Origin of the sequence: Microlunatus speluncae (genome assembly GCF_009299835.1) — a bacterium.
GTDB lineage: Bacteria > Actinomycetota > Actinomycetes > Propionibacteriales > Propionibacteriaceae > Microlunatus > Microlunatus speluncae.
Genome location: NZ_VKCZ01000009.1, coordinates 133,591 through 154,361, shown reverse-complemented (window position 1 = coordinate 154,361; position 20,771 = coordinate 133,591). Strand labels below are relative to the sequence as shown.

The 20,771-nt window shown below is 69.7% G+C and carries 16 protein-coding genes; 10 read left to right on the top strand and 6 right to left on the bottom strand.

Going from position 1 to position 20,771, the window contains the following annotated elements:
- Positions 1–211: 211 nt before the first annotated feature.
- From FNH24_RS13525 to FNH24_RS13515, 3 genes are read right to left on the bottom strand one after another with little or no spacing between them, the layout of a single operon-like run.
- Positions 212–928, bottom strand: a complete 717-nt coding sequence (locus FNH24_RS13525) for a FadR/GntR family transcriptional regulator (protein ID WP_246186875.1) — start codon at positions 926–928, stop codon at positions 212–214.
- A gap of 29 nt (positions 929–957) precedes the next feature.
- Complete coding sequence (locus tag FNH24_RS13520) at positions 958–1,896, bottom strand: dihydrodipicolinate synthase family protein (RefSeq protein WP_152362711.1); 939 nt, start codon at positions 1,894–1,896, stop codon at positions 958–960.
- Between the two features lie 2 nt (positions 1,897–1,898).
- On the bottom strand, positions 1,899–3,038 hold the full coding sequence (locus FNH24_RS13515; protein WP_152362710.1) for a sialidase family protein: 1,140 nt from the start codon (positions 3,036–3,038) through the stop codon (positions 1,899–1,901).
- A 63-nt stretch (positions 3,039–3,101) separates the two neighbouring features.
- Between FNH24_RS13515 and FNH24_RS13510 the strand changes: the two genes are divergently transcribed.
- The 4 genes from FNH24_RS13510 to FNH24_RS13495 are packed head-to-tail and all read left to right on the top strand — an operon-like array spanning position 3,102 to position 7,514.
- Positions 3,102–4,736, top strand: a complete 1,635-nt coding sequence (locus FNH24_RS13510; protein ID WP_246186874.1) for an extracellular solute-binding protein — start codon at positions 3,102–3,104, stop codon at positions 4,734–4,736.
- Positions 4,720–5,688, top strand: a complete 969-nt coding sequence (locus FNH24_RS13505) for an ABC transporter permease (protein ID WP_152362709.1) — start codon at positions 4,720–4,722, stop codon at positions 5,686–5,688. Before FNH24_RS13510 ends, FNH24_RS13505 begins: the two co-directional genes overlap by 17 nt.
- Positions 5,685–6,572, top strand: a complete 888-nt coding sequence (locus tag FNH24_RS13500; protein WP_152362708.1) for a carbohydrate ABC transporter permease — start codon at positions 5,685–5,687, stop codon at positions 6,570–6,572. The genes FNH24_RS13505 and FNH24_RS13500 overlap by 4 nt, the downstream gene beginning before the upstream one ends.
- A 39-nt stretch (positions 6,573–6,611) precedes the next feature.
- A complete protein-coding gene (locus tag FNH24_RS13495; RefSeq protein WP_152362707.1) occupies positions 6,612–7,514 on the top strand; it encodes a hypothetical protein in 903 nt (300 codons plus the stop codon).
- 10 nt (positions 7,515–7,524) lie between these two features.
- On the opposite strand, the gene FNH24_RS13490 is transcribed toward FNH24_RS13495, so the two are convergent.
- Positions 7,525–9,501 (bottom strand): sialidase family protein, encoded by a 1,977-nt coding sequence (locus FNH24_RS13490; protein WP_152362706.1) that lies wholly within the window; start codon positions 9,499–9,501, stop codon positions 7,525–7,527.
- Between the two features lie 160 nt (positions 9,502–9,661).
- Between FNH24_RS13490 and FNH24_RS13485 the strand changes: the two genes are divergently transcribed.
- From FNH24_RS13485 to leuS, 3 genes are all read left to right on the top strand, one after another.
- Positions 9,662–10,951, top strand: coding sequence for an aminotransferase class V-fold PLP-dependent enzyme (locus FNH24_RS13485; protein ID WP_152362705.1), 1,290 nt, complete (start codon positions 9,662–9,664; stop codon positions 10,949–10,951).
- Between the two features lie 50 nt (positions 10,952–11,001).
- Entirely contained in the window at positions 11,002–11,928 is a 927-nt protein-coding gene (locus tag FNH24_RS13480; RefSeq protein WP_152362704.1) for a diacylglycerol/lipid kinase family protein, read from the top strand.
- 191 nt (positions 11,929–12,119) lie between these two features.
- Complete coding sequence (leuS, locus tag FNH24_RS13475) at positions 12,120–14,591, top strand: leucine--tRNA ligase (protein WP_246186882.1); 2,472 nt, start codon at positions 12,120–12,122, stop codon at positions 14,589–14,591.
- Between the two features lie 62 nt (positions 14,592–14,653).
- On the opposite strand, the gene FNH24_RS13470 is transcribed toward leuS, so the two are convergent.
- Both FNH24_RS13470 and FNH24_RS13465 read right to left on the bottom strand, forming a co-directional pair.
- Complete coding sequence (locus tag FNH24_RS13470) at positions 14,654–15,679, bottom strand: endonuclease/exonuclease/phosphatase family protein (protein WP_152362703.1); 1,026 nt, start codon at positions 15,677–15,679, stop codon at positions 14,654–14,656.
- Entirely contained in the window at positions 15,676–17,127 is a 1,452-nt protein-coding gene (locus FNH24_RS13465) for a GNAT family N-acetyltransferase (protein WP_152362702.1), read from the bottom strand. Before FNH24_RS13465 ends, FNH24_RS13470 begins: the two co-directional genes overlap by 4 nt.
- A 208-nt stretch (positions 17,128–17,335) precedes the next feature.
- On the opposite strand from FNH24_RS13465, the gene FNH24_RS13460 reads away from it, so the two are divergent.
- The 3 genes from FNH24_RS13460 to FNH24_RS31455 all read left to right on the top strand — a co-directional run bounded on the left by FNH24_RS13460 (position 17,336) and on the right by FNH24_RS31455 (position 20,677).
- On the top strand, positions 17,336–18,196 hold the full coding sequence (locus tag FNH24_RS13460; RefSeq protein ID WP_152362701.1) for a DegV family protein: 861 nt from the start codon (positions 17,336–17,338) through the stop codon (positions 18,194–18,196).
- Between the two features lie 133 nt (positions 18,197–18,329).
- A complete protein-coding gene (locus FNH24_RS13455) occupies positions 18,330–19,091 on the top strand; it encodes a DUF6498-containing protein (protein WP_152362700.1) in 762 nt (253 codons plus the stop codon).
- A 722-nt stretch (positions 19,092–19,813) separates the two neighbouring features.
- Positions 19,814–20,677, top strand: coding sequence for a helix-hairpin-helix domain-containing protein (locus FNH24_RS31455; protein ID WP_161606127.1), 864 nt, complete (start codon positions 19,814–19,816; stop codon positions 20,675–20,677).
- The last annotated feature ends 94 nt before the right edge of the window (positions 20,678–20,771 follow it).

Genomic DNA, 20,771 nt, shown 5'->3' with positions numbered 1-20,771 from the left:
AAACGGTGGCCGCCGCGAGCGACGTCCAGGCACGCACTGGACTGCGTTGTCGTCGGTCGACGTAGAACACCGCTACGCCTCCCTCCTCCGCCTTGTCCAGCACGCACCTGGACGCCGCTCGCAACGACCACCGTTTGACACCACCCTCCTGGCCGCCGGCCGAGGACGCCGCCGCGGTAGATCGCGGAGAGTCGTTGCCGGCCGAGGTCGCTCATCGTTCGAAGCGGGTACGGATGCCGACGAAGTGGTCCTTCATCGCCGCGGCGAACCGGGCCGCGTCACCGGACTCCAGCGCGGTCAGCAGATCCCGGTGCCAGCGGGCCGCGGTCTCCCGCGGATAGGAGTCGCCGGGCAGCCGGGCGTTGACGTCGGCGAAGGTACGCCAGAACACGGCCAGCAGGTCCATGATCAAATCGTTGCCCAGCGGCTGGTAGAGCGCCCGGTGGAACTCCCAGTCCTCGTCGGCGAACGTCTCGCCCTGGTCGGCCTTGGCCTCCATCCGCTCGACGATCTCGGTCAACTCGTCCAGCCCGCCGGGGCCGAAGTGCGCCACCACCTCGTCGGCCAACCCGATCTCCAGCGCCTGCCGGACGGCCAGCACGTCACGCACCTCGCGCAGGTCGCCGGTCATCGACTGCGACATCCGGAACGCGAGCCCGTCCTCCAGCGACTTCAGGCCGACGGCGCCGACGTAGGTGCCGTAGCCGTGCCGGATCTCGATGATGCCGACCGCCTGCAGCGCCTTCATCGCCTCCCGCAGCGGATGCCGGCCGACGCCGAGCTGGCTCATCAACTCCTGCTCGGTCGGCAGCGGATCGCCGGAGGCGAGATTGTGATCGAGGATGTAGGCCTTGACCGCGTCCCGGATGAACTCCTGGTTCGTGGCAGCCGTGCGCGGCCGCTGCGGTGCCGTACCGACCATGATCATCCCTCCTCTGCCGGCGTGCCGCTCGGAGGTCAGAGCAGTCCCGCCGCCTCCATCCTGCCCCGGATCGCCGCGATCTCGGCGTCATTGAGCCCGATCGCCGGTTCGGCGAGGCGGGGGCAGTCGATCACGCCGAGCAGCCACACCGCCGCCTTGAACGCGCCGAGTGCGGCCGAGGCGGCCCCGATCCGGGTCCGGTCACCGACCGTGACGATCTCGAACAGCCGGATCAGCCGGTCCTGCTCGGCCCGGGCGCCGGCCAGGTCGCCGGCCGCAACCAGGGACAGGATCCGCACATAGCCGGCGGGATCGACGTTGCCCAGGCCCGGCACGGTGCCGTCCACGCCGAGCTGCATCGCGGTGTCGACGGTGACCTCGGAGCCGGTCATGATCGAGAAGCCGGTCAGGCCCCGGTCGCGGCGTCCGTTGACCAGGGTGCGCAGGCTGAGCTCCGCGCCGCTGGAGTCCTTGACCCCGGCCAGCACGCCATCGGCGGCCAGCTCCAAGATCAACTCGCTGTCGAGTTTGAGCCTGACCCGGGACGGGATGTCGTAGCCGTAGACCGGGGTCTGGTCGGCCAGCTCGGCCAATCGCCGGTAGTGCCGGTCGATCTCGCTGCGGTGCGGCGGGACGTAGAACGGGGCGGTGATCACCACGCCGTCGACGCTGAACTTGATCGCCTGCCGGACCAGGTCGGCGACCCGGTTGGTCGACGGTTCGATGGTGCCGGCCAGCAGCGTCGCCGCGCCCGCGGTCTCGGACCGGGCCACGTCGAGCATCCGGGCCCGTTGATCATCGGAGAGCGAGGTCCCCTCGCCGCTGCTGCCGAGGATGAAGACCCCGTCGGCCCCGGCGCCGAGGGCGTGCTGGATCAGCCGGGCCAGCGACCGGGCGTCGACCTCGCCCTCGGCGGTCAGCGGCGACACCAGCGGTGGGATCACCCCGTGCAGACCGGGTGACTTGTCGATCATGATCATCCTCCGTTCGCCAACATCGACAACGGTAGCCGGGCCAGCCGGATCTGTTCGTACGCACGCTGCTCGCCGGCCTCGTACAGGACGCCGAGTCGGCCCTCGCCGCCGGTGGCGTCGCCGGGATCGGCGGGCAGCAGGGCGAGGTCGGAGTAGGCGGCCGGACCGGAGTGGATCAGCGGGCCCCGTCGCCAGCCGGTGCCGCGGGCGTTGGCCAGATAGAGCCCGAGCCGGACCCGGCGACCGGCCGCGCGCGGCGTGGACAGCACCAGCCGGTCGTCCGGCAGCCGGAGCAGGGCGGCCTGCACGTCCGGCGCCACGGTGGCGCGGACCGACCGGTAGCCCTGCTCGAGCTCGTCGCCGCCGTTGCCGGACCACGCGTGCACCCGGCCGGACAACCTGCTGCCGAAGTTGCGGGTGTTGAAGTAGACCCGGCCGTCGGCCAGCTCGACGGCGGCGGACTCGTTCGGGTTGATCGCCTCCGGGTCGGCATCGTCAACATGATCATCGACGAAGCCGATCCGCCAGCTCCGGCCGCCGTCGTCGCTGACGATGCAGTGGCCGCCGCTGAACCGGTGCCGAGGCTGCGGGTCCTGGCCGGGCTCCGGGATCACCGAGTGGTTGGCCGGGATCAGCAGCCGACCGGCGTGCGGTCCCCGGCTCAGGGCGATGCCGTGGCAGGGCCCGGTCGCGTACCAACCCCAGGTCCGGCGCTTCACCGTGTCGGTGATCTCCGCCGGCTCGCTCCAGGTCTGCCCGAGATCCGTGCTGCGCTGGAGAAAGACCCGCCGAGCGGTGTAGGCGTTGTCGTCGACGTGCAGCTGCTTCTCGGTCAGGGCGGCCGGGTTGCGGACGGACAGCAGCACCACGTCCCCGCTGGCCGGATCGATCACCGGCGCGGGGTTGCCGCAGGTGGCATCGTCGGTGGTGTGCACCACGGTGACCGGACCCCAGGTCGTGCCGCCGTCGGTCGAGCGGCGCAGGACGATGTCGATCTTGCCGGAGTCGCTGCCGGAGCTGACGCGCCCCTCACAGAACGCGAGCACCGTCGGGCCGGAGTTGATCAAGGCCGGGATCCGGTACGTGTGGTAGCCGCTGTCAGCCGGATCGAAGATCACTTCCGAATGCAGGCTTGAAGACATAGGACGTACTATGTCATAGTCGTCGAATTCTGGCGAACGCCCAACAAGGGAGATGGGGAAGCGATGGACGCCCACATGCGTAAGGAATTCACGCGCCGACGACTGCTCGGCGGCGGCGCGGCCCTCGCCGGTGCGATCGGCGCCGGCGGGCTGGTCGGCTGCTCGACCTCGGGCGGTGGGGAAGCGGCGGTCAACGCCGCCGTGAAGCTGCCGGCCTATCAGCGGTTCGCCGGAGTCAAGCCGGATCTGCCCGGCGACGAGACGGTCCTGGACGGCTATCTCGGCTATCCCGAGGACCCGAAGCAGACGATCACCGAGGCTCCGGGTGACGGCACGCCGATCACCTTCATGACCAACATCCCCGGCGCGATCCCGCCGCCCGTCTCCGACAACGCCTTCTGGACCGAGCTGAACAAGCGACTCGGCTCGCCGTTGGAGATCAGCATGGCCTCCAACGACGAGTACGCGGACAAGTTCGCCACCCGGGTGGCAGGAAATGATCTTCCGGACCTGATCAACATCCCGCCGGCGACGGCGCAGGTCCCGGGGCTGCTCAAGGCCAAGGCGCGGGCGCTGACCGAGTTCCTGTCCGGCGACGCGGTGCAGGCCTATCCGTTCCTGGCCAACCTGCCCGAGGTCTACTGGCGCGGCTGCGTCTTCAACGGCGAGATCTACGGCATCCCGGTGCCGCGCGGCATGGCCCGCACCTCGCTGCCGCTCTATCGCGAGGATCTGTTGGCGGCCAAGGGGATCAAGGATCCGGCGCCGAAGAACTTCCAGGAGTTCTTCGACCTGAGTGTCGAGCTGACGGATCAGCGGTCCAACCGCTGGGCCTGGTCGACGGCGCCGACCAACTACGTCAAGCAGATGCTCGCCATCCCGTACCTGTGGGCCGAGGAGGGCGGCACGTTCACCAGCGCCAACGAGCATCCGCGCAGCGCCGAAGCGCTGGAGGCGACCCGGAAGCTGGTCGAGGCCGGAGTGGTCAACCCGGACGCGTTCACCTCCGGCGCGAGCGCCCGCAAGCAGTGGTTCAACGGCGGCATCGTCAGCTTCGACCTGGACAGCTTCGTCGCCTGGAACCAGTACTACGCCGACAACACAGCCGGCGAGGGGTTCGCGGTGAACATGCTCGACGTGCCGGGGTTCGAGGGCGGCGAGGGCACCCCCTGGCTGGGCGCGGCGCTGAACAACATCACCGCGATCAACGCCGAGACCAAGCACGCGCCCGAGACCCTGCTGAAGATCGCCAACTGGATGGCGGCCCCGTTCGGCACCCAGGAATACCTGTTCCGCAAGTACGGCGTCGAGGGCCAGCACTATGCGCTGGAGGGGGCCGACCCGGTCCCGAACAAGATCGGGGTGGTCGAGACCGGGATCGGCCTGCAATACATCAGCGACGCGCCGATGGCGCTCTACCTCGCCGGGCATCCCGAGGTGCCGGAGAAGCAGCAGAAGATCCAGCAGGCGATAGCGCCGCGTCTGGTCGCCAACGCCTCCTACGGCCTGTATTCCGACACCCTGTCGAAGAAGGGCGCGATCATCGACGGCCCGCTGAACGACCTGTCCATTCAGATCATCCTCGGCAAGCAGCCGGTGTCGGCCTGGGACGCGGGTGTCAAGGACTGGCTGGCCGCGGGCGGCGAGGACATCCGCTCCGAGCTGCAGCAGGCCCACACCGATGTCAACGGAGGTTGAGGTCCGGCCGTCGCTCGCCATCCCCCGGACGGTGCGGCGACGGCCGCCGCTGGTGCGACGCCTCTTCGACGACCGGGTGTTGCTCGCCTTCGCCCTGCCCGGCACGTTGTTGATCTTGCTGTTCCACTACGTCCCGCTGCTCGGCAACGTGATCGCGTTCAAGGACTATCAGCCGTTCCTCGGCATCCTGGCCAGCGACTGGTCGGGGCTGGAGAACTTCGCGGTGATCGTCACCGGAGATCGCCAGTTCCTGCAGGCGCTGGGCAACACGTTGATCTTGACCACACTGCAGTCGGTGTTCGTCTTCCCTGCGCCGATCCTGCTCGCGTTGCTGATGAACTCGTTGTTCTCGGAGCGGATCAAGAAGATCGTGCAGAGCATCCTCTATCTGCCGCACTTCCTGTCCTGGGTGATCGTCGTCTCGCTGTTCCAGCAACTGCTGGGCGGCAGCGGCATGCTGAACAACTTCCTCCGGTCGCACGATCTCGGCACGGTCAGCATCATCGGCAACCCGGACGTCTTCCACGCCTTGTTGACGTCGCAGATCATCTGGAAGGACACCGGCTGGGCGACGATCCTGTTCCTGGCCGCGCTGTCCCAGATCGAGCCGGAGCTGTACGAGGCGGCCAGCGTCGACGGGGCCGGCCGGTTGCGCCAGCTCTGGCACGTCACGCTGCCGGGGCTGAGCGGGATCATCATCCTGCTGTTCATCCTCCGGCTCGGTGACTCGCTGAGCGTCGGTTTCGAGCAGATCCTGTTGCAGCAGCAGGCGGTGGGCCGTGGGGTGAGCGAGGTGCTGGACACCTACGTCTACAACAACGGCGTGCTCGGCGGGGACTGGGGCGTGTCGGCGGCCGTCGGTCTGGTCAAGGGAGTGGTCGGCGTGATCTTGGTGTTGGCCGCCAACCGGCTGGCGCACGTGTTCGGGGCTGAGGGGGTGTATCGGCGATGACCCGGCCCGTGGTGCACGGAACGCCGATCGCCTCCTGGCCGATCCGGCTGCTCAAGGGCGTCGTGCTGACCGTCTTCTGCGCCGTGGTGATCATCCCGTTCCTCGGTGTGATCTCCACCAGTCTGGCCCCGGCCGAGCAGATCGCCCGGGCCGGCGGGCTGGTGCTGCTGCCGGAGTCGATCAACACCGAGGCCTACCGGTCGATCTTCGCCGGCGGCGTGGTGACCCGGGCGATCGGGGTGAGCACCTTCGTCACCGTGGTCGGCACCGCGCTCAGCCTGATCGTCTCCAGCCTGCTTGGCTACGCGTTGTCCCGGCCGGCCTTCATCGCCGGTCGTCCGTTCCTGCTGATCGTGTTGTTCAGCATGCTGTTCACGCCCGGCATCATCCCCACCTATCTGCTGGTCCGCGGCGTCGGGCTGATCGACAGCCTCTGGGCGTTGATCGTGCCGACCATGATCAGCGCCTTCAACGTCGTGGTACTGCGCGCGTTCTTCGGCGCGCTGCCGCGGGAGCTGATCGAGAGCGCCCGGGTGGACGGGGCAGGGGAGCTGCGGATCTTCACCTCGATCGTGCTGCCGCTGTCCAAGGCGGTGCTCGCGGTGATCGGCCTGTTCTACGCCGTCGGCTACTGGAACGCGTTCTTCAACGCCCTGCTGTACATCAACGACAGCACGCTCTGGCCGTTGCAGTTGGTGTTGCGCACGTACGTGATCAACGACACCCAACTCGGCACGGCCGAGCTCGGTCTGGAACACCTACCGCCGCAGGCCGCGATCCAGATGGCGATCCTGGTGATCTCCATCGTCCCGATCCTGATCATCTATCCGTTCCTGCAACGCCACTTCGCCAAGGGCGTGCTGACCGGCGCCGTCAAGGGCTGATCCCCCAATTCGGCTCCGGCGGTGAGTACGATGCGCCGCATGTCACAGGCTCCGCCGCAATGGTCACCGGACGGGCGGTGGTGGTGGGACGGGCAGCGGTGGGTGCCGGCCCAGCCGCCGCAGCCCGCCGGACCGCCGCCCCAGAACTCCGGCCCGCCGGCCCAGCATCCCGGCCCGCCGGCCCAGCAGCACGGGGCGCCATACCCAGGATCGCCCGGCGGGCCGGTCCGGCCGCACCGTTCCGTCGGCCCGTGGATCGCCGTCGGTGCGATTGCGCTCGTGCTCGTGCTCGGTCTGACCATCGGCGGGGTGGTCTTCTTCCGGAGTCTGCCGCGGGATTCCGAGCGCAGCGCCACGGCGCCGACGGCCTCGGCCGAACGACCGTCGGCCACGCCGACCCCGACCCCGACCGGGCCCGGCCCGGTCCGGTGCCGGCCCGATCGCGGCACCGGCTGCTTCCCCAAGATCAGCATGGCCAAGCTGGTCGCTGCCCTGCGGGCGAAGGGTTTCGCCTGTGAGAAGTCGGGGAAGTACGGCACTCGCTGCGCCAAGCGGGTCGGCGACAACGACCAGCATTCCTACTCGCTACGACGCAACCTCTCCGACGCCGATCAGCTGGAGAGCTTCCTGGCCCTCGGCTCGGCGGCCGCCGTCGGCAACGATCCGCCCGATCGGACCGGACAGGCCAATCGGCGCACCGTCGAGGCGTTACAGGCCGGCCTGGGCTACGTCCTGCCCGGATCCGAATCAACCCGGCAGAAGATCGCGGCCTGGGCGCAGAAGACCCAGGGCCGCTGCCGCGACACGCTGGATGTGCACCAGGAGATCGACGGCTTCCAGCTGCGGTGCAGCAATCCCGATGCGATCGCCATCGCCGGGAAGAACGGGACGGTGACGACCTGGAGCGGCAGCGTCAGCATCGGGGCCGGCTTCCTCCGTTGACCGGTGTCGGTCAGTCGACCGGGCGGCCGGCGCGGTGCAGTTCCTCGAGCTCGAGGTCGGACAGGGCGCGGCGGTGGATCCGGACGTCGTCGATCCGCCCGGCGAAGAAATCGGCCGGCACACCGTCCCGGCTGGTGCAGCCGAGCCGCAGCGGCTCGCCGCTGTCGATGGCCCCGAACCCGGTGATCACGTTTCCGGCCGGTCCGCTGCCGCCGGGTTGCCAGCCTTCGTTGGACCCGTCCAGGAAGCCGGTCACCGAGCGGCGCGCCCGGTCGATCACCAGGGCCAGCTGATGCCAGTCGTCGTCGAGCACGCCGGTCGCCCGCTGTTGTGACGCCCGCTGGGCGGTCCCGCCGCCGGCGTTGATCCGGACCACCGGCCGGCCGTCGGCCGCCAGCACGACCGACCAGCCGGCGTAGCCGGAGACCAGGTTGCCCTTGGTGATCAATCCCTGCTGCGCTCCCGGTGGCGCGCCGGTGGACCGACGGAACCACAACGTCACGGTGAGGCTGCCGGACCCCGGATCGAGCACGTCACCGAAGTCGACGTACGCCCCGGAGCCGTCGAACGCCAACGCCGACCGGCCGCCGTCGGTCACCCACCCGGCGCCGCTGATCCGGCCGTCGTAGCGCTGACTGCCGGAGCTGGCAACCAGCTCGCCGGAGCCCTCGTCCAGGGCCCAACGGGCTGCCGGCGGCACCCGGTCGTTGTCGTACAGCCAGTCGAGGGAGAACCGGGCGAAGACCACCTCGGGCGACTGGAAGATGCTCCGACCGGCGTACTTTCCCTTGCAGAAAAGGCATCCGGCGAGCTCCGGCCCGAGCTGCACCAGGTCGGAGTTGTTGGACGCGCCGGAGACGAACCGCGGTCCGCGGCGCCAGTCCCGGCCCTGATTCGGGCTGTAGTACGCGGTCAGGTTTCCGCGATGCCCGGTGAAGCCCGACGGGACGCCGGAGGAGCTGATGATCAAGAGATCGTTCCGCGGCTGATCGAGGTTGATCATGCCGTGATCGACTCCGTTGAACCACTCCGGCAGGTCGCGCTCCAGCACGGCGCCGGACCAGGTCAGACCGTCGTCCGTGCTGACCGACCGGACCTTGAAATGTCCACCGGTGAGACCCGGATCGCTGTCCCCGTTCCGGCCGCGGCCGACAGCCAGGATCGTGCCCGGCACCGGTTCGGCGATCCGCAGTTCGGCGAACCCGGCGTACGGCGGCCGCGGTGGGATCTCCTCGCTGATCCGCCAGGTCCGGCCGCCGTTGTCGCTGTAGAGGAAGGACGAGGTGTAGTCCGGCCGATAATCCTTGTACTGATGGGATACCGGGACCAGCAGCCGGCCGCTGCTGGTCTGCAGCCCGTGCCCGGAGGTCGACACATGCCGGTCGCCGGGCTTGCCGTCGAACAACGCGGCCGGCACCTCGTTGATCTTGCTCCAGCTCACCCCGTTGTCGGTGCTGGTCAGATAGACCATCCGGTTGGCGTCGAACTGGTGCTCCTCGGTGTAGTCCGGCTCGCCGATCTTGCGATCGCAGAACGCCCACAGGGTGCCGGTCTCGGAGTCGAACACCAGGCACGCGTTGAAGTAGCACACCGGCCTGTCGGCGCCGTCGTGCCGGATCGTCGAGTGCCGGGTCAGCACGCTCAGCTTCTGGTCCCAGGTCCGCCCGCCGTCGGTGCTGCGCCGATAGACCAGGTCCACCGTCCTGGTCTGATCCGACGTCGCGATCCGGCCCTCCGCGTACGCGATCAACACGTCGTCGCGAGCCTTGACGATGCCGACCTGGTGATACACGTTGTACGGCAGCGATCGGTCGGCGTTGGTGAAGACGGTGCTCTCGGCGTAGGGCGGGTCCTGGGCCAGCAGCGCGCCCTGGTCGGCCGCGGCGTGGGGGAGGCCGCCCGGTGCGACAGCGGCGACGCCGAAGGCCGTGCCGGTCGCGAGGAACGCTCGTCGATTGAAGGGGAGTGGTGCCTCGGACTGCGGCATGATGCCTCCCGACACATCGGACGTCCTATGAGCGTAACGGTCCGTTCACCGTACGTTCAACCGGCTGACACCTGGTGGAACGGCCATCGGTGGTGATCCCGGACGAGACGATGGTCGCTCGTGGGTGGAGTCGGCCACTTCGGCGCCGGACAATCGTCGAATGGAGCCATCGGTCAGTAGGAGAACGCTGCTCGGGACGTCGCTGCTGACTCCCGCCCTCGTCGGGTGCACGGGTCCGGTCGCGCCCGACCCGGCCGGCGCACCGTCGGACGCGGAATCGGCGGCGGCGTTCGATCCACAGGATTGGGACTCGGTCCGGGCCCAGTTTCCGTTGCAGGCCGACCTGTTGCACTTCGCCGCGTTCCAGCTCGCGGCCCATCCGCGACCGGTCCGTACGGCGATCGACCGGCACCGGGCCGGGCTGGATGCCGACACGACGGGCTATCTGGACAACGACGTCGACCTGGAGGAGGCGGCCCGGGCCGCGGCCGCCGACTACCTCGGGTCCTCCGCGAAGCCGGACGACGTCGCGCTCACCGACAGCACGACGATGGGCATGGGGCTGCTCTGCGCCGGCCTGCGGCTGGGCCGCGGTCATGACGTGCTGACCAGCGAGCACGACTTCTTCGGCACCTATGACGCGCTCGGCAAGCTCGCCAGCCGGACCGGCGCGTCCGTCCGGCGGGTACGGCTCTACGACGAGCCGGCGACCGCGAACGCCGGCGACATCGTGACCCGGCTGCGGGACGCACTGCGGCCGCGCACCCGGCTGGTGGTGCTGACCTGGGTCCACTCCAGCACCGGGGTCCGGCTGCCGATCTCCCGGATCAGCGCGATGCTGGCCGAACGAAACGCCGGCCGGGCGCCCGCCGAGCGAACACTGCTCCTCGTCGACGGCATCCACGGCTTCGGCGCCGTCGACCAAGACGTCACCGACCTCGGCTGCGACTTCTTCACCAGCGGCATCCACAAGTGGATGTTCGGCCCGCGTGGCACCGGCCTGCTCTGGGGCCGGGCCTGGGACGCGGCCGCGCCGGTGCTGCCGAGCTTCTCGATGCCCGAGGGTCCGGGCCGACTGGCGACGCCGGGCGGCTACCACTCTTTCGAGCATCGTTGGGCGGTGCCGGAGGCGTTCACGTTCCACCGGGCGATCGGCCGGGCGCGGATCGCTCGCCGCATCACGGAGCAGGCGACGCAGCTCAAGGCCGGCCTGGCCGAGATCCCGGCGGTCACCGTGATCACGCCGGCCGACCCGGAACTGTCGGCCGGTCTGGTGATGTGCTCCCACGATCGGCTCGCGCCTTTCGAAGCCGTCCGCAGACTGCGCGCCGAGCACCGCATCGTCGCCAGCATCACGCCCTACGACGACCCGTACCTGCGACTCGCGCCGAGCATCGTCACCACGCCGGAAGAGGTCGACACGGTGCTGACGGCCATGGCGGCCTTGTAGGGAGGTCGCGCCACCGCGGCACCTCCGGACCACGGCACTAGCATGGCTGCGTGACCCAGGGCGACGCATCCCCGGCCGGGCGGCGCCGCGCGGCGGTCGTGATCAACGCGACCAAGATCGACGACAAGCTGGAACGGCTGCTGCTGGAGCGGTTCGCCGAGGCCGGTTGGGCCCCGCCGCTGTGGTTGGAGACGACGCCGGACGATCCGGGGCGGGCGATGACCGCCCAGGCGGTGGCCGCCGGCGTCGAGCTGGTGGTGGCGGCCGGCGGGGACGGGACGATCCGGGTGGTGATCGCGGGGCTGGTCGGCACCGACATCCCCTGCGCCTTGCTGCCGGCCGGCACGGTCAACCTGCTGGCCCGCAACATCGACCTGCCGTTGCGGCTGGACCGGGCGATCGAGGTCGCGCTCGGTGATCACCGGCGGCCGATCGATCTGATCAAGCTCACCGCCGACGACCGGCAGCCGGAGTATTTCGCGGTGATGGCCGGGCTCGGTCTGGACGCGGTGATCTTGGAACAGACCGACGTCGCGCTGAAGCGGGTGCTCGGTCCGGGCGCGTACGCGATCGCCGCCCGGAAGGTGTTGGGTCGGGAGCCGGCCCGGGCGACGATCACGGTGGATGATCAGAAGCCGGTCCGACGGCGCGCGGTGCTCTGCGTGATCGGCAACGTCGGCGAGGTGCCGGGGCTGATCAGCTTGATCCCGGAGGCCAAGCTCGACGACGGCCGGCTGGACCTGTTGGTCGCCTCGCCGCGCCGGTGGCAGGACTGGGTCCGGGCGACGATCCGGATCCTGCTCCGACGGCACCACGAGGACGTCCATCTTGATCACTGGACCGGCCGCCGGGTCGAGATCCGGGTGGCGGTTCCGGAGGCGTACCAACTGGACGGCGACACCGAGGGCCGGGCGAGCGTGCTGGTGGCCGAGGTGGTGCCGAACGCGGTCACCCTGATGGCTCCCGCCCCGGGGTGAGGGAACTCCCCGGCGGCTTGCGCTACCATGGCGGCATCATGCGTGCCCGGGTGCTCCTTACCTAGCCGCGCCGGACCAGACGTCCCGCGTGGCCTACCCCTCCTGCCCGAGGGGTTTTTTCATGCCCGGACCCCACCCCAAGGAGAAGTCGTACGGTGAGCGAGCACGAGTCGACCGAGCAGCATCTGGCCGTGGACGGCGGCGCCGTCGGCGTGCGCTACGACGCGCACGCGGCGCAGGAACGGTGGGCGGCCTTCTGGGAGTCCGACCGGACGTTCGCGCCGCTCGACGACGGGTCCAAGGAACGCCGCTACGTGCTGGACATGTTCCCGTACCCGTCGGGCGATCTGCACATGGGTCACGCCGAGGCGTTCGCGATGGGCGACGTCTGGGCGCGCTACCTGAAGCTGCGCGGCTACGACGTGATGCACCCGATCGGCTGGGACTCCTTCGGCCTGCCCGCGGAGAACGCGGCGATCAAGCGGAACGCGCACCCGGCCGAGTGGACGTACGCCAACATCGAGACCCAGGCGAATTCGTTCAAGCGGTACGGATTGAGCCTGGACTGGTCGCGGCGGCTGCACACCTCGGATCCGGAGTACTACCACTGGACCCAGTGGCTGTTCCTGCGGTTCCGCGAGCGCGGGCTGGCCTACCGCAAGGCGAGCTGGGTCAACTGGTGCCCCAATGATCAGACCGTGCTGGCCAACGAGCAGGTGATCAACGGCGAGTGCGAGCGCTGCGGCGCGGCCGTGACCAAGCGGCAGCTGACCCAGTGGTTCTTCAAGGTCACCGAATACGCCGACCGGCTGCTGGACGACATGGAGCAGTTGGAGGCCGGCTGGCCGGAGCGCGTGCTGACCATGCAGCGCAACTGGATCGGTCGTTCCACCGGAGCCCACGTCGACTTCGCTATCGACGGACGGGACGAGCCGGTCACCGTCTTCACCACCCGGCCGGACACGCTGTACGGGGCGACCTACTTCGTCGTCGCGCCCGAGGCCGACCTGGCCGCGGAGATCGTCACCGATGATCAACGCGAGGAGTTCGAGGCCTACCGGGCGAAGACCCAGCAGGCCACGGAGATCGAGCGGCAGGCCACGGACCGGCCGAAGACCGGGGTCTTCCTGGGTCGCTACGCGATCAACCCGGTGAACGGTGAACGGATGCCGATCTGGGCGGCCGACTACGTGCTGGCCGACTACGGCACCGGTGCCGTGATGGCCGTGCCGGCCCATGATCAACGCGATCTGGACTTCGCCCGCGCCTTCGATCTGCCGGTCCGCAAGGTGGTCGACACCGGCGAGGACGATCCGGTCGAGACCGGTATCGCCACCACCGGTGACGGCCGCTACGTCAACTCCGATGTCCTGAACGACCTGTCCGACAAGGAATCCGGGGTCGCCGCGATCATCGAACGGTTGGAAGCGGCCGGCACCGGGAAGGCGGCGATCACGTATCGGCTGCGGGACTGGCTGCTGAGCCGGCAGCGGTTCTGGGGTGCGCCGATCCCGATCATCCACTGCGCGACGTGTGGGGAGGTGCCCGTGCCCGATGATCAACTGCCGGTGGAACTGCCGTACCTGACGGGCACGGATCTCAACCCCAAGGGCACCTCGCCGCTGGCCGCGGCCTCCGAGTGGGTCAACGTCTCCTGCCCGACCTGCGGCGGCCCGGCGACCCGGGACACCGACACGATGGACACCTTCGTCGACTCGTCCTGGTATTTCTTCCGCTACTGCTCGCCCGGCTTCAAGGAAGGCCCGTTCGACCCGGAGGACGTCCGGCGCTGGATGCCGGTGGCGCAGTACGTCGGCGGGGTCGAGCACGCGATCCTGCACCTGCTGTACATGCGCTTCTTCACCAAAGCCCTGTACGACATGGGAATGCTGGACTTCACCGAGCCGATGCGCCGACTGCTGAACCAGGGCCAGGTGATCAACGAAGGCAAGTCGATGAGCAAGTCGCTGGGCAACGGCGTCGACCTGGGCGAGCAGATCGAGAACTTCGGCGTCGACGCGGTCCGGCTGACGATGATCTTCGCCGGCCCGCCGGAGGACGACATCGACTGGGCGGATCTGTCGCCGAGCGGCTCGGTGAAGTTCCTGCAGCGGGCGTACCGGCTGGCGGCCGACGTCACCAGCGAGCCGGGCGTCGACCCGGCCGGCGGCGACGCGACGCTGCGCAGCACCTCCCACCGGACCCTGGCCGACATCACCCAGTGCATCGAGACGCAACGGTTCAACGTCGCCGTGGCCAAGATCATGGAGCTGGTCAACGCGACCCGCAAGGTGATCGACACCGGTGCCGGCCCGGCCGATCCGGCCGTCCGCGAGGCGGCCGAGTTCGTCGCGATCACGCTGAGCCTGGTCTCGCCCTACGTGGCCGAGGAGATGTGGGAGCAGCTGGGCCACCAGCCGTCCGTCGCCGCCACGACCTGGCCGGAGGTCGACCAGTCGCTGCTGACCATCGAGTCGGTGACCTGCGTGATCCAGATCAAGGGCAAGATCCGCGGCCGGCTGGAAGTCTCACCGACGATCGGCGAGGACGAGCTGCGCAACCTGGCCCTGGCCGAGGAATCCGTGCAACGCGCCCTGGACGGCCGCGAGATCGCCAAGATCATCGTCCGCGCCCCCAAACTCGTCTCCATCGTCCCCGCCTAACACCCCAACTTGTCAGACTCTCACCGGCCTATGGCGTGGTGTGAGTCTGACAACTCGGGGGTTCAGGAGGTGCCGGCGAGGGTGGCGAGGATGCCGAGGTGGTCGGTGCCGGGGATCGCGACGGTGCCCACCTGGGTCGCGGTGAGGCGGTCGTTGATCAACACGTGGTCGATCGGGATCAGGGCCGGGAACCTCCGGCCGGCCGGGAAGGTCGGCTGCCAGCCGGCGCCGGCGACGTCGGTGGCGCTGCGCAGACCGTCCGACCGCAACTCCTGCATCGCCCGGTGATCATCGACGGCGTTGAAGTCGCCGGCCACGATCAGCGGCTGGTCGGCCGGTTGTTCGGCGGCGATCCGGCGGATCAGCCGGTGCTCGCTCTGGAACCGCGACATGCCGCAGTACGGATTGCACGGGTGCACGCCGATCACCCGGACCGGCCCGACTTCGGGCACCTCGGCGGTCGCCATCCACTGCTGGAAGGTGGTCTGCGGTAGCAGCTCGGAGTCGCTGAGCGGGAAGCGGGAGAAGACGGCGGAGCCGTTCACGCCGCGCTCGTCGGCCCCGACCTGATGCGGGAAGCGTTCGGACCAGCCGAGCCGATCCAGCTCCTCCATCGCGTCCGGCTCGAATTCGAGCAGCACGACGAGGTCGGCGTCGCCGGCCGCCTCGTCGAGCCGTCGCGCGTCCGCCGCGCCGCCCAGGACGTTGACCGACAGGACCCGGAACTCACTCGTCGTCGCGGGCCGGCCGTCGGGCACGAACAGCGGCCCGAGCCAGGAGCCGTGCAGGGCGAGCATGATCGCGACCAGGATCGTGATCACGGCCAGCAGCAGCCGTTTCCGGGCCCGGATCAGCGCGATCAGGAAGAACAACAGAGCGACCAGGTGACCGATGATCGCGTACGAGATGAACGACGTCAGCAGCGCCACACTCTGACCGGACGGCTGCCAGATCCGCAGCACCGTGAACACCGTCGACGGGATCGCGAACAGGAAACCGAAGATCACCAGGGCGACCTGGGAGCCGCGCGCCGGGCGGACCGAATCCCAGGCCGGCTCGGGTGCGGCCGGTTGCTGCGCGGCGGTCACTCCGGCTGACTCTGTAGATCGTGCGGTCGGGGCTGATCGTGCGGTTGGGGCTGATCGCTCCCGGTGGGTTGATCTTGCGGCTGTGCCGGCGGTTGGGCCGGTGCCGGCGGCGCGGGCCGACCGTGCTGGTTGACCTTGATCATCCGCAACTCGTCCGGTTTCGGCGGGAACTCGCTGCGTCGGCGATCTTCGGTCTCGACCCAGCCGTGGGTCCGGTAGAAGGCGCGAGCGGCCCGGTTCTCGTTCAGCACCCAGAGCTGCACCTGCCGGCTGCCGGAGGAGAAGATGTCCTCCTCGGCGAACGTGAGCAGGGCGGTGCCGTAGCCGCGCCGGGTGTGCCGGGGCAGCACGCCGAGATGCCGGACGGTCTCGTGGTCGTACGCGATGAAGGCGGCCGGCTGATCACCGATCTCGAGGATCCGCACCCGGACCCGTCGTTCGGCCAGCGTGCGCTGCCAGCGACGGGCGATGTCGGTCACCGGGTACGGGAATCGCTTCGGCGGGAAGACATGTGCCAGCGCGTGCTCGTTGGCGGTCCGTTCCATCCGGGTGAGCAGCTGGGCTTCGTTCGGGCGGGCCCGACGGATCCGCAGGTTGAGCTGCTCGTCGGTCATCGGGGGATCGACGGAATCCCAGATCCACCACAGTTCCTCGGCGACCTGGTCGGCCCGGGTGCGGTTGCCCCGCTTCATCGCGGACCGGCCCTTCTGGACGCACCAGACCTCGACCTGATCACGGTCGGTGCCGATGATCATGCCGTTCGGCCCGGGCAGGATCAGGGTCACGTCGGCCCAGTCGATCTCCCTTTTGGAGAAGGGGTTGTGCACGATCAGCCGGCTTCCGTCCGCCACCAGCCGCGGGTGCCAGGCCATCCGCCAGATGTACATCAACAGCGCGATCGCCAACACGGTCAGGCCGACGACGAGCAGGATCGGTCGCTGATCGAGATAGAGCAGGGTGGCCAGCACCAGCAGCGCGGCGACCGTCAGCACCGAGGCGATGCTGACCAAGATCAACGTGGCCCGGCCGGCTCGCCAGACGCGCTGGGACTTCTTGTCCGGCTTCGGTCGGCGCTGGGGTTGATAGTCCTCCTCGGCGTCCAGTTCCTTGCGGACCCGCAGGATCCGGGTCGAGGTGTCGTCCAGCCGCGGCTCGTACGGCGGTGCTGGTCGCGCGACGACCGGGGCCTCCGCGGCCTGGTCGACCCGCGGCTCCGATGCGACCCCGGCTACCGGCTCCGGAGTGGGCCCCGGATCGGGATCGGTGCCGAAGAAGGCGGAGTCGGGGAGCGGGGGCGGATCGAGGTACGGGAGTGGGTCACGGTGGGTGGCCGAGCTGGGCGCCGGCACCGGCTCGGGCACCACGGTCGTGGGACTCTGGGGTCGGTCGGGTGTCGGATCGTCCTCGTCGTCGGGCGGCATCGCCCGGCGCGGCTTGTATTTCGCCACTGGTCCAACCCCCTCCCGATGTCTTTCGGTACGCCTCACCGCAGCGGTCGGGCGACCCGACCTGCCACCCTACGACACCACCGAAGCCACTCCGTGAAAACGGTTCGAACTCCCGCAATCGCCGACCGAAAACTGCTCTGGTCACACCCACCTCGCCGGTCGATCGGCGGTGCGCTGCGGCAGGGGTGGGCGCCACTACCCTTGCGCAATGGCCGACGTCGCGGTGTTCACCGACTCTACGGCGTCGCTGCCGTTGGACCGGGTAGTCCGCGCCGGGCTCGGGGTGATCCCGCTCCAGGTCGTCATCGACGGTCGGAGCCGCGCCGAGGGGGCGACGGGCGCCTCTCCGGAGGCCGTGGCCGAGGCGATCCGGACCGGCCGGCGGGTGAGCACCTCCCGCCCGGCGATCGACGAGTTCGCGGCGGCCTACCGTTCGGCGGCCGAGGCCGGAGCGACAGCGGCCGTCGTGTTGCCGATGAGCGCCCGGATGTCCGGGACCTTTGACGCGGCCACCGTCGCGGCCCGGGCGGCACCGATCCCGGTCCGGGTGATCGACACCGGCACCCTGGCGATGGCGCTCGGCTTCGCGGCGATATCGGCCGGGACGGCGGCGGCCGGCGGCGGCGACCTCGACCGGGTGGCCGCGGCGGCGGCCGGCCGGGCGGCGGCGGCCGAGACCTATTTCGTGGTCGACGATCTGGAGCAGCTGCGGCGGGGCGGCCGGATCGGCGCCGCGGCGGCACTGCTCGGCTCCGCACTCGCGGTGAAACCGTTGCTCACCCTGGTCGACGGGGAGATCCGGCCCCGGGAGCGGGTGCGTACCGCCAACCGGGCCCGGATCCGGCTGGAGGAGCTCGCCACGGTCGCGATGGCCAAGGCGTACGCGACCGGTCGCCGGGTCGGACTGGCCGTGCATTACCTGGACGACCCGGCCCCGGCCGAGGAGCTGGCCTTCCGGTTGCAGCGCCGCGCCGAGGGCCCGCTGGATCTGGTGATCACCCCGGTCAGCGCCGTGCTCGGCGTGCACACCGGCCCGCGGACCCTGGGCGTGGTGGTGTCGCCGGAGTAGGCCGGCGCGAGCATGATCTTGATCACCGCGGGCCGCCGCGAGAGCTGACCGGGCGGTCGGCCATACTGCTGGTGGCTGATGGGTTGCAGAGGTACGCGTCCGCAGTCACTGGACGAGCAGAGGGGGTCGCCTGGTGTCTCAGCAGCAGCCGAACACGACTTTCGCCGTGCGCACGGAGCGCGGGTCGACGCCCGACCTGGATCCCGACGACGGCATCACCGGCTCGATCGTCGCCATCGGCATCTCGGTGACCATGAACGTGCTGACCCTGGTCGGCGTGATCGCCTGGGGCTGGCCCGCCGGCAACGTCTATCTGTTGTTCTGGCTCGAGAACCTGATCATCGGCGTGATCAGTTTGGCCCGGGTCGTGTCCGCCCGCGGACCGGAGACGTCGGGCGCGCTCAAGATCAACGGCCGCCCGGTGCGCGGGACCCCGCTGCGCTACGGCCTGTTCTTCACCCTGCACTACGGGATCTTCTGCCTGGTGCACGGCGTCTTCACCCTGCTGGTCGCGCTGCGGCTGGGCATCGAGCCGACCTTCCTGCTCCTGGGCTTCCCGGTGATCGTGATGGCTGTCCGCTACCTGGTCGAGCTGCTGGCCACCTGGTTCGGGCGCGGCGGATTGCGTACCGTCGTCTCGGCTCAGCAAGCCATGACCCAGCCGTATCCGCGGATCATCGTGCTGCACCTGGCGGTGTTGATCGCCTTCTGGCTCAGCCTCGACGTCGGCCGCTCCGACGGCCTCCCCGGGATGATCATCCACCTGCTCGACTCCCTCTTCTCCCTGCTGCCGTACGAGCTGCGATCCGAGGGCGTCGAACTGGTCGCCGTCCTGATCGTGATCAAGACCGCCGTCGACATCTACACCACCCGCCGCGTCACCCGCCGCCACTGACCCCGGGCCTTCGTTCCCTGAGCCTGTCGAAGGGCAGGCCGGCTGGTGCCTCTTCGGTTTCGGCCTGACGGCCGGAACGACGCGCCAAGGACGGGCGGGTCATGGCGGTCCGCCGCGTATTGCGGCCGGGCGCCGGTGTTGGACGGCGAAAGTCGCTGGTCGATGATCCCGACCACAGCGCAACCGGCGCCCGGCCGGAAGTTCCCAGGAAACCCCGCAACCCGCCCGTCCTTGGCGCGTCTTCAGTCCTCGGCGTGCACCGAGCGGACTTTGTCGGGCCGGGCCGACCTCGAGCGACCGAAGCCTGCCGGCAGGGTCCACTCGATGGGGCACCTGGCCGGCAGTCGCGAAAGCTCTTCGTGCTGGAGGTTTCCACGTGGCAATGGCGGTTTTCGTCCCGCACGAAGAGCTTTCGCGACACCACGACCAGGTCGCGCTGCCTTCCTCCCACAACCGGTCCGACACCGGCTTCGCCCCACTTACCGTGGGTTCGCGCCCGCTGTAGCTGGTGCGAGGCCCGAGTAGCGGGTGCGAAGGCGCCGAGGCCTGCCGTTCAGGGGGCTGGAGGTGTTGATGGCGGATCCGGCCGGTCGGACCTCGGAGCTCCTGTTGACCCACGGCGAACGGCAGGAGTTGTCCCCAGGCAGGGCCGTACGAATCCGGTTGTCCACAGATCTTCTTCCCCGCGGTCGATCGGGCTCCGGCTGAATAGCCTCCCGGGCATGAAATCGGGGGAGCGCGATCACGAACTGGCCCGAGTGGTCCGGGAGCGGATCGCGCGGTTGCTGGACGACCAGACGCCGCGGTCCGGCGCGCGCGAGGAGCTATCGGGGCGCGCGGCCGACGTCGAGGACGACTTCGATCTCGAGTCGGATGATGATCATCTTGATCGGTCCGAACGGCTGCCGCCGGCCCGCCGCCGGTTCGGCCCTTTCGGTCCGGTGCATCTGGCCGTGATCGCGGTGGTCGGAATCGTCGGCCTGCTTGTGGCCGGGTGGGCCGTGCTCCGGGCACAGCCGGTGAGCTTGGCGACGCCGGTCGCCCAGGGGACACCGGCCGGTGCCGGCCAACCGTCGCCCGGTGGCCCGGCCCCGACGCCGACCGGTGTCGCGACGCCGACCGCCGACCCGGTGACGATCATGGTCCACGTGATCGGCGCGGTGCGGAAGCCGGGCCTGGTCTCGCTCCCCGAACGAGCCAGGGTGGCCGACGCGATCGAACGGGCCGGCGGTCTCACTCGCGATGCCGATCCCGAACGGCTCAACCTGGCCCAGGTGCTCGGCGACGGGCAGCAGATCGTGATCGGCACCAAGGCCAAGCCGGCCGGTGAGGTCCGCGATGGTACGGGCGGGCAGCCGGGCACCGGTGGGCCCGATCCGCCCGGCTCGGCCGGCGGCCGGCTGGACCTCAACACGGCGAGCCAGTCCCAACTGGAGGAGCTGCCCGGCGTCGGTCCGGTCACCGCGGACAAGATCATCGCCTGGCGGCAGCAGCACGGCCGGTTCAGCCGGGTCGAGGAACTGCAGGAGGTGGACGGCATCGGCCCGAAGACGTTCGCCGAGCTGGCGCCGCACGTCCGTGTCTGACCGCACGTCCCTGTCGGATCGCGGGTTGGGGTCGGGTCGCGGGTCGGGGTCGGGTCGGGCGCTTGGGGCTGATCACGCGTCCGTGTCTGGTCGG

Coding starts and splice junctions, on each gene's coding strand:
- FNH24_RS13525 (WP_246186875.1), bottom strand. CDS start 928: ATGATCATGGTCGGTACGGCACCGCAGCGGCCGCGCACGGCTGCCACG.
- FNH24_RS13520 (WP_152362711.1), bottom strand. CDS start 1,896: ATGATCGACAAGTCACCCGGTCTGCACGGGGTGATCCCACCGCTGGTG.
- FNH24_RS13515 (WP_152362710.1), bottom strand. CDS start 3,038: ATGTCTTCAAGCCTGCATTCGGAAGTGATCTTCGATCCGGCTGACAGC.
- FNH24_RS13510 (WP_246186874.1), top strand. CDS start 3,102: ATGGACGCCCACATGCGTAAGGAATTCACGCGCCGACGACTGCTCGGC.
- FNH24_RS13505 (WP_152362709.1), top strand. CDS start 4,720: ATGTCAACGGAGGTTGAGGTCCGGCCGTCGCTCGCCATCCCCCGGACG.
- FNH24_RS13500 (WP_152362708.1), top strand. CDS start 5,685: ATGACCCGGCCCGTGGTGCACGGAACGCCGATCGCCTCCTGGCCGATC.
- FNH24_RS13495 (WP_152362707.1), top strand. CDS start 6,612: ATGTCACAGGCTCCGCCGCAATGGTCACCGGACGGGCGGTGGTGGTGG.
- FNH24_RS13490 (WP_152362706.1), bottom strand. CDS start 9,501: ATGCCGCAGTCCGAGGCACCACTCCCCTTCAATCGACGAGCGTTCCTC.
- FNH24_RS13485 (WP_152362705.1), top strand. CDS start 9,662: ATGGAGCCATCGGTCAGTAGGAGAACGCTGCTCGGGACGTCGCTGCTG.
- FNH24_RS13460 (WP_152362701.1), top strand. CDS start 17,336: ATGGCCGACGTCGCGGTGTTCACCGACTCTACGGCGTCGCTGCCGTTG.
- FNH24_RS31455 (WP_161606127.1), top strand. CDS start 19,814: ATGAAATCGGGGGAGCGCGATCACGAACTGGCCCGAGTGGTCCGGGAG.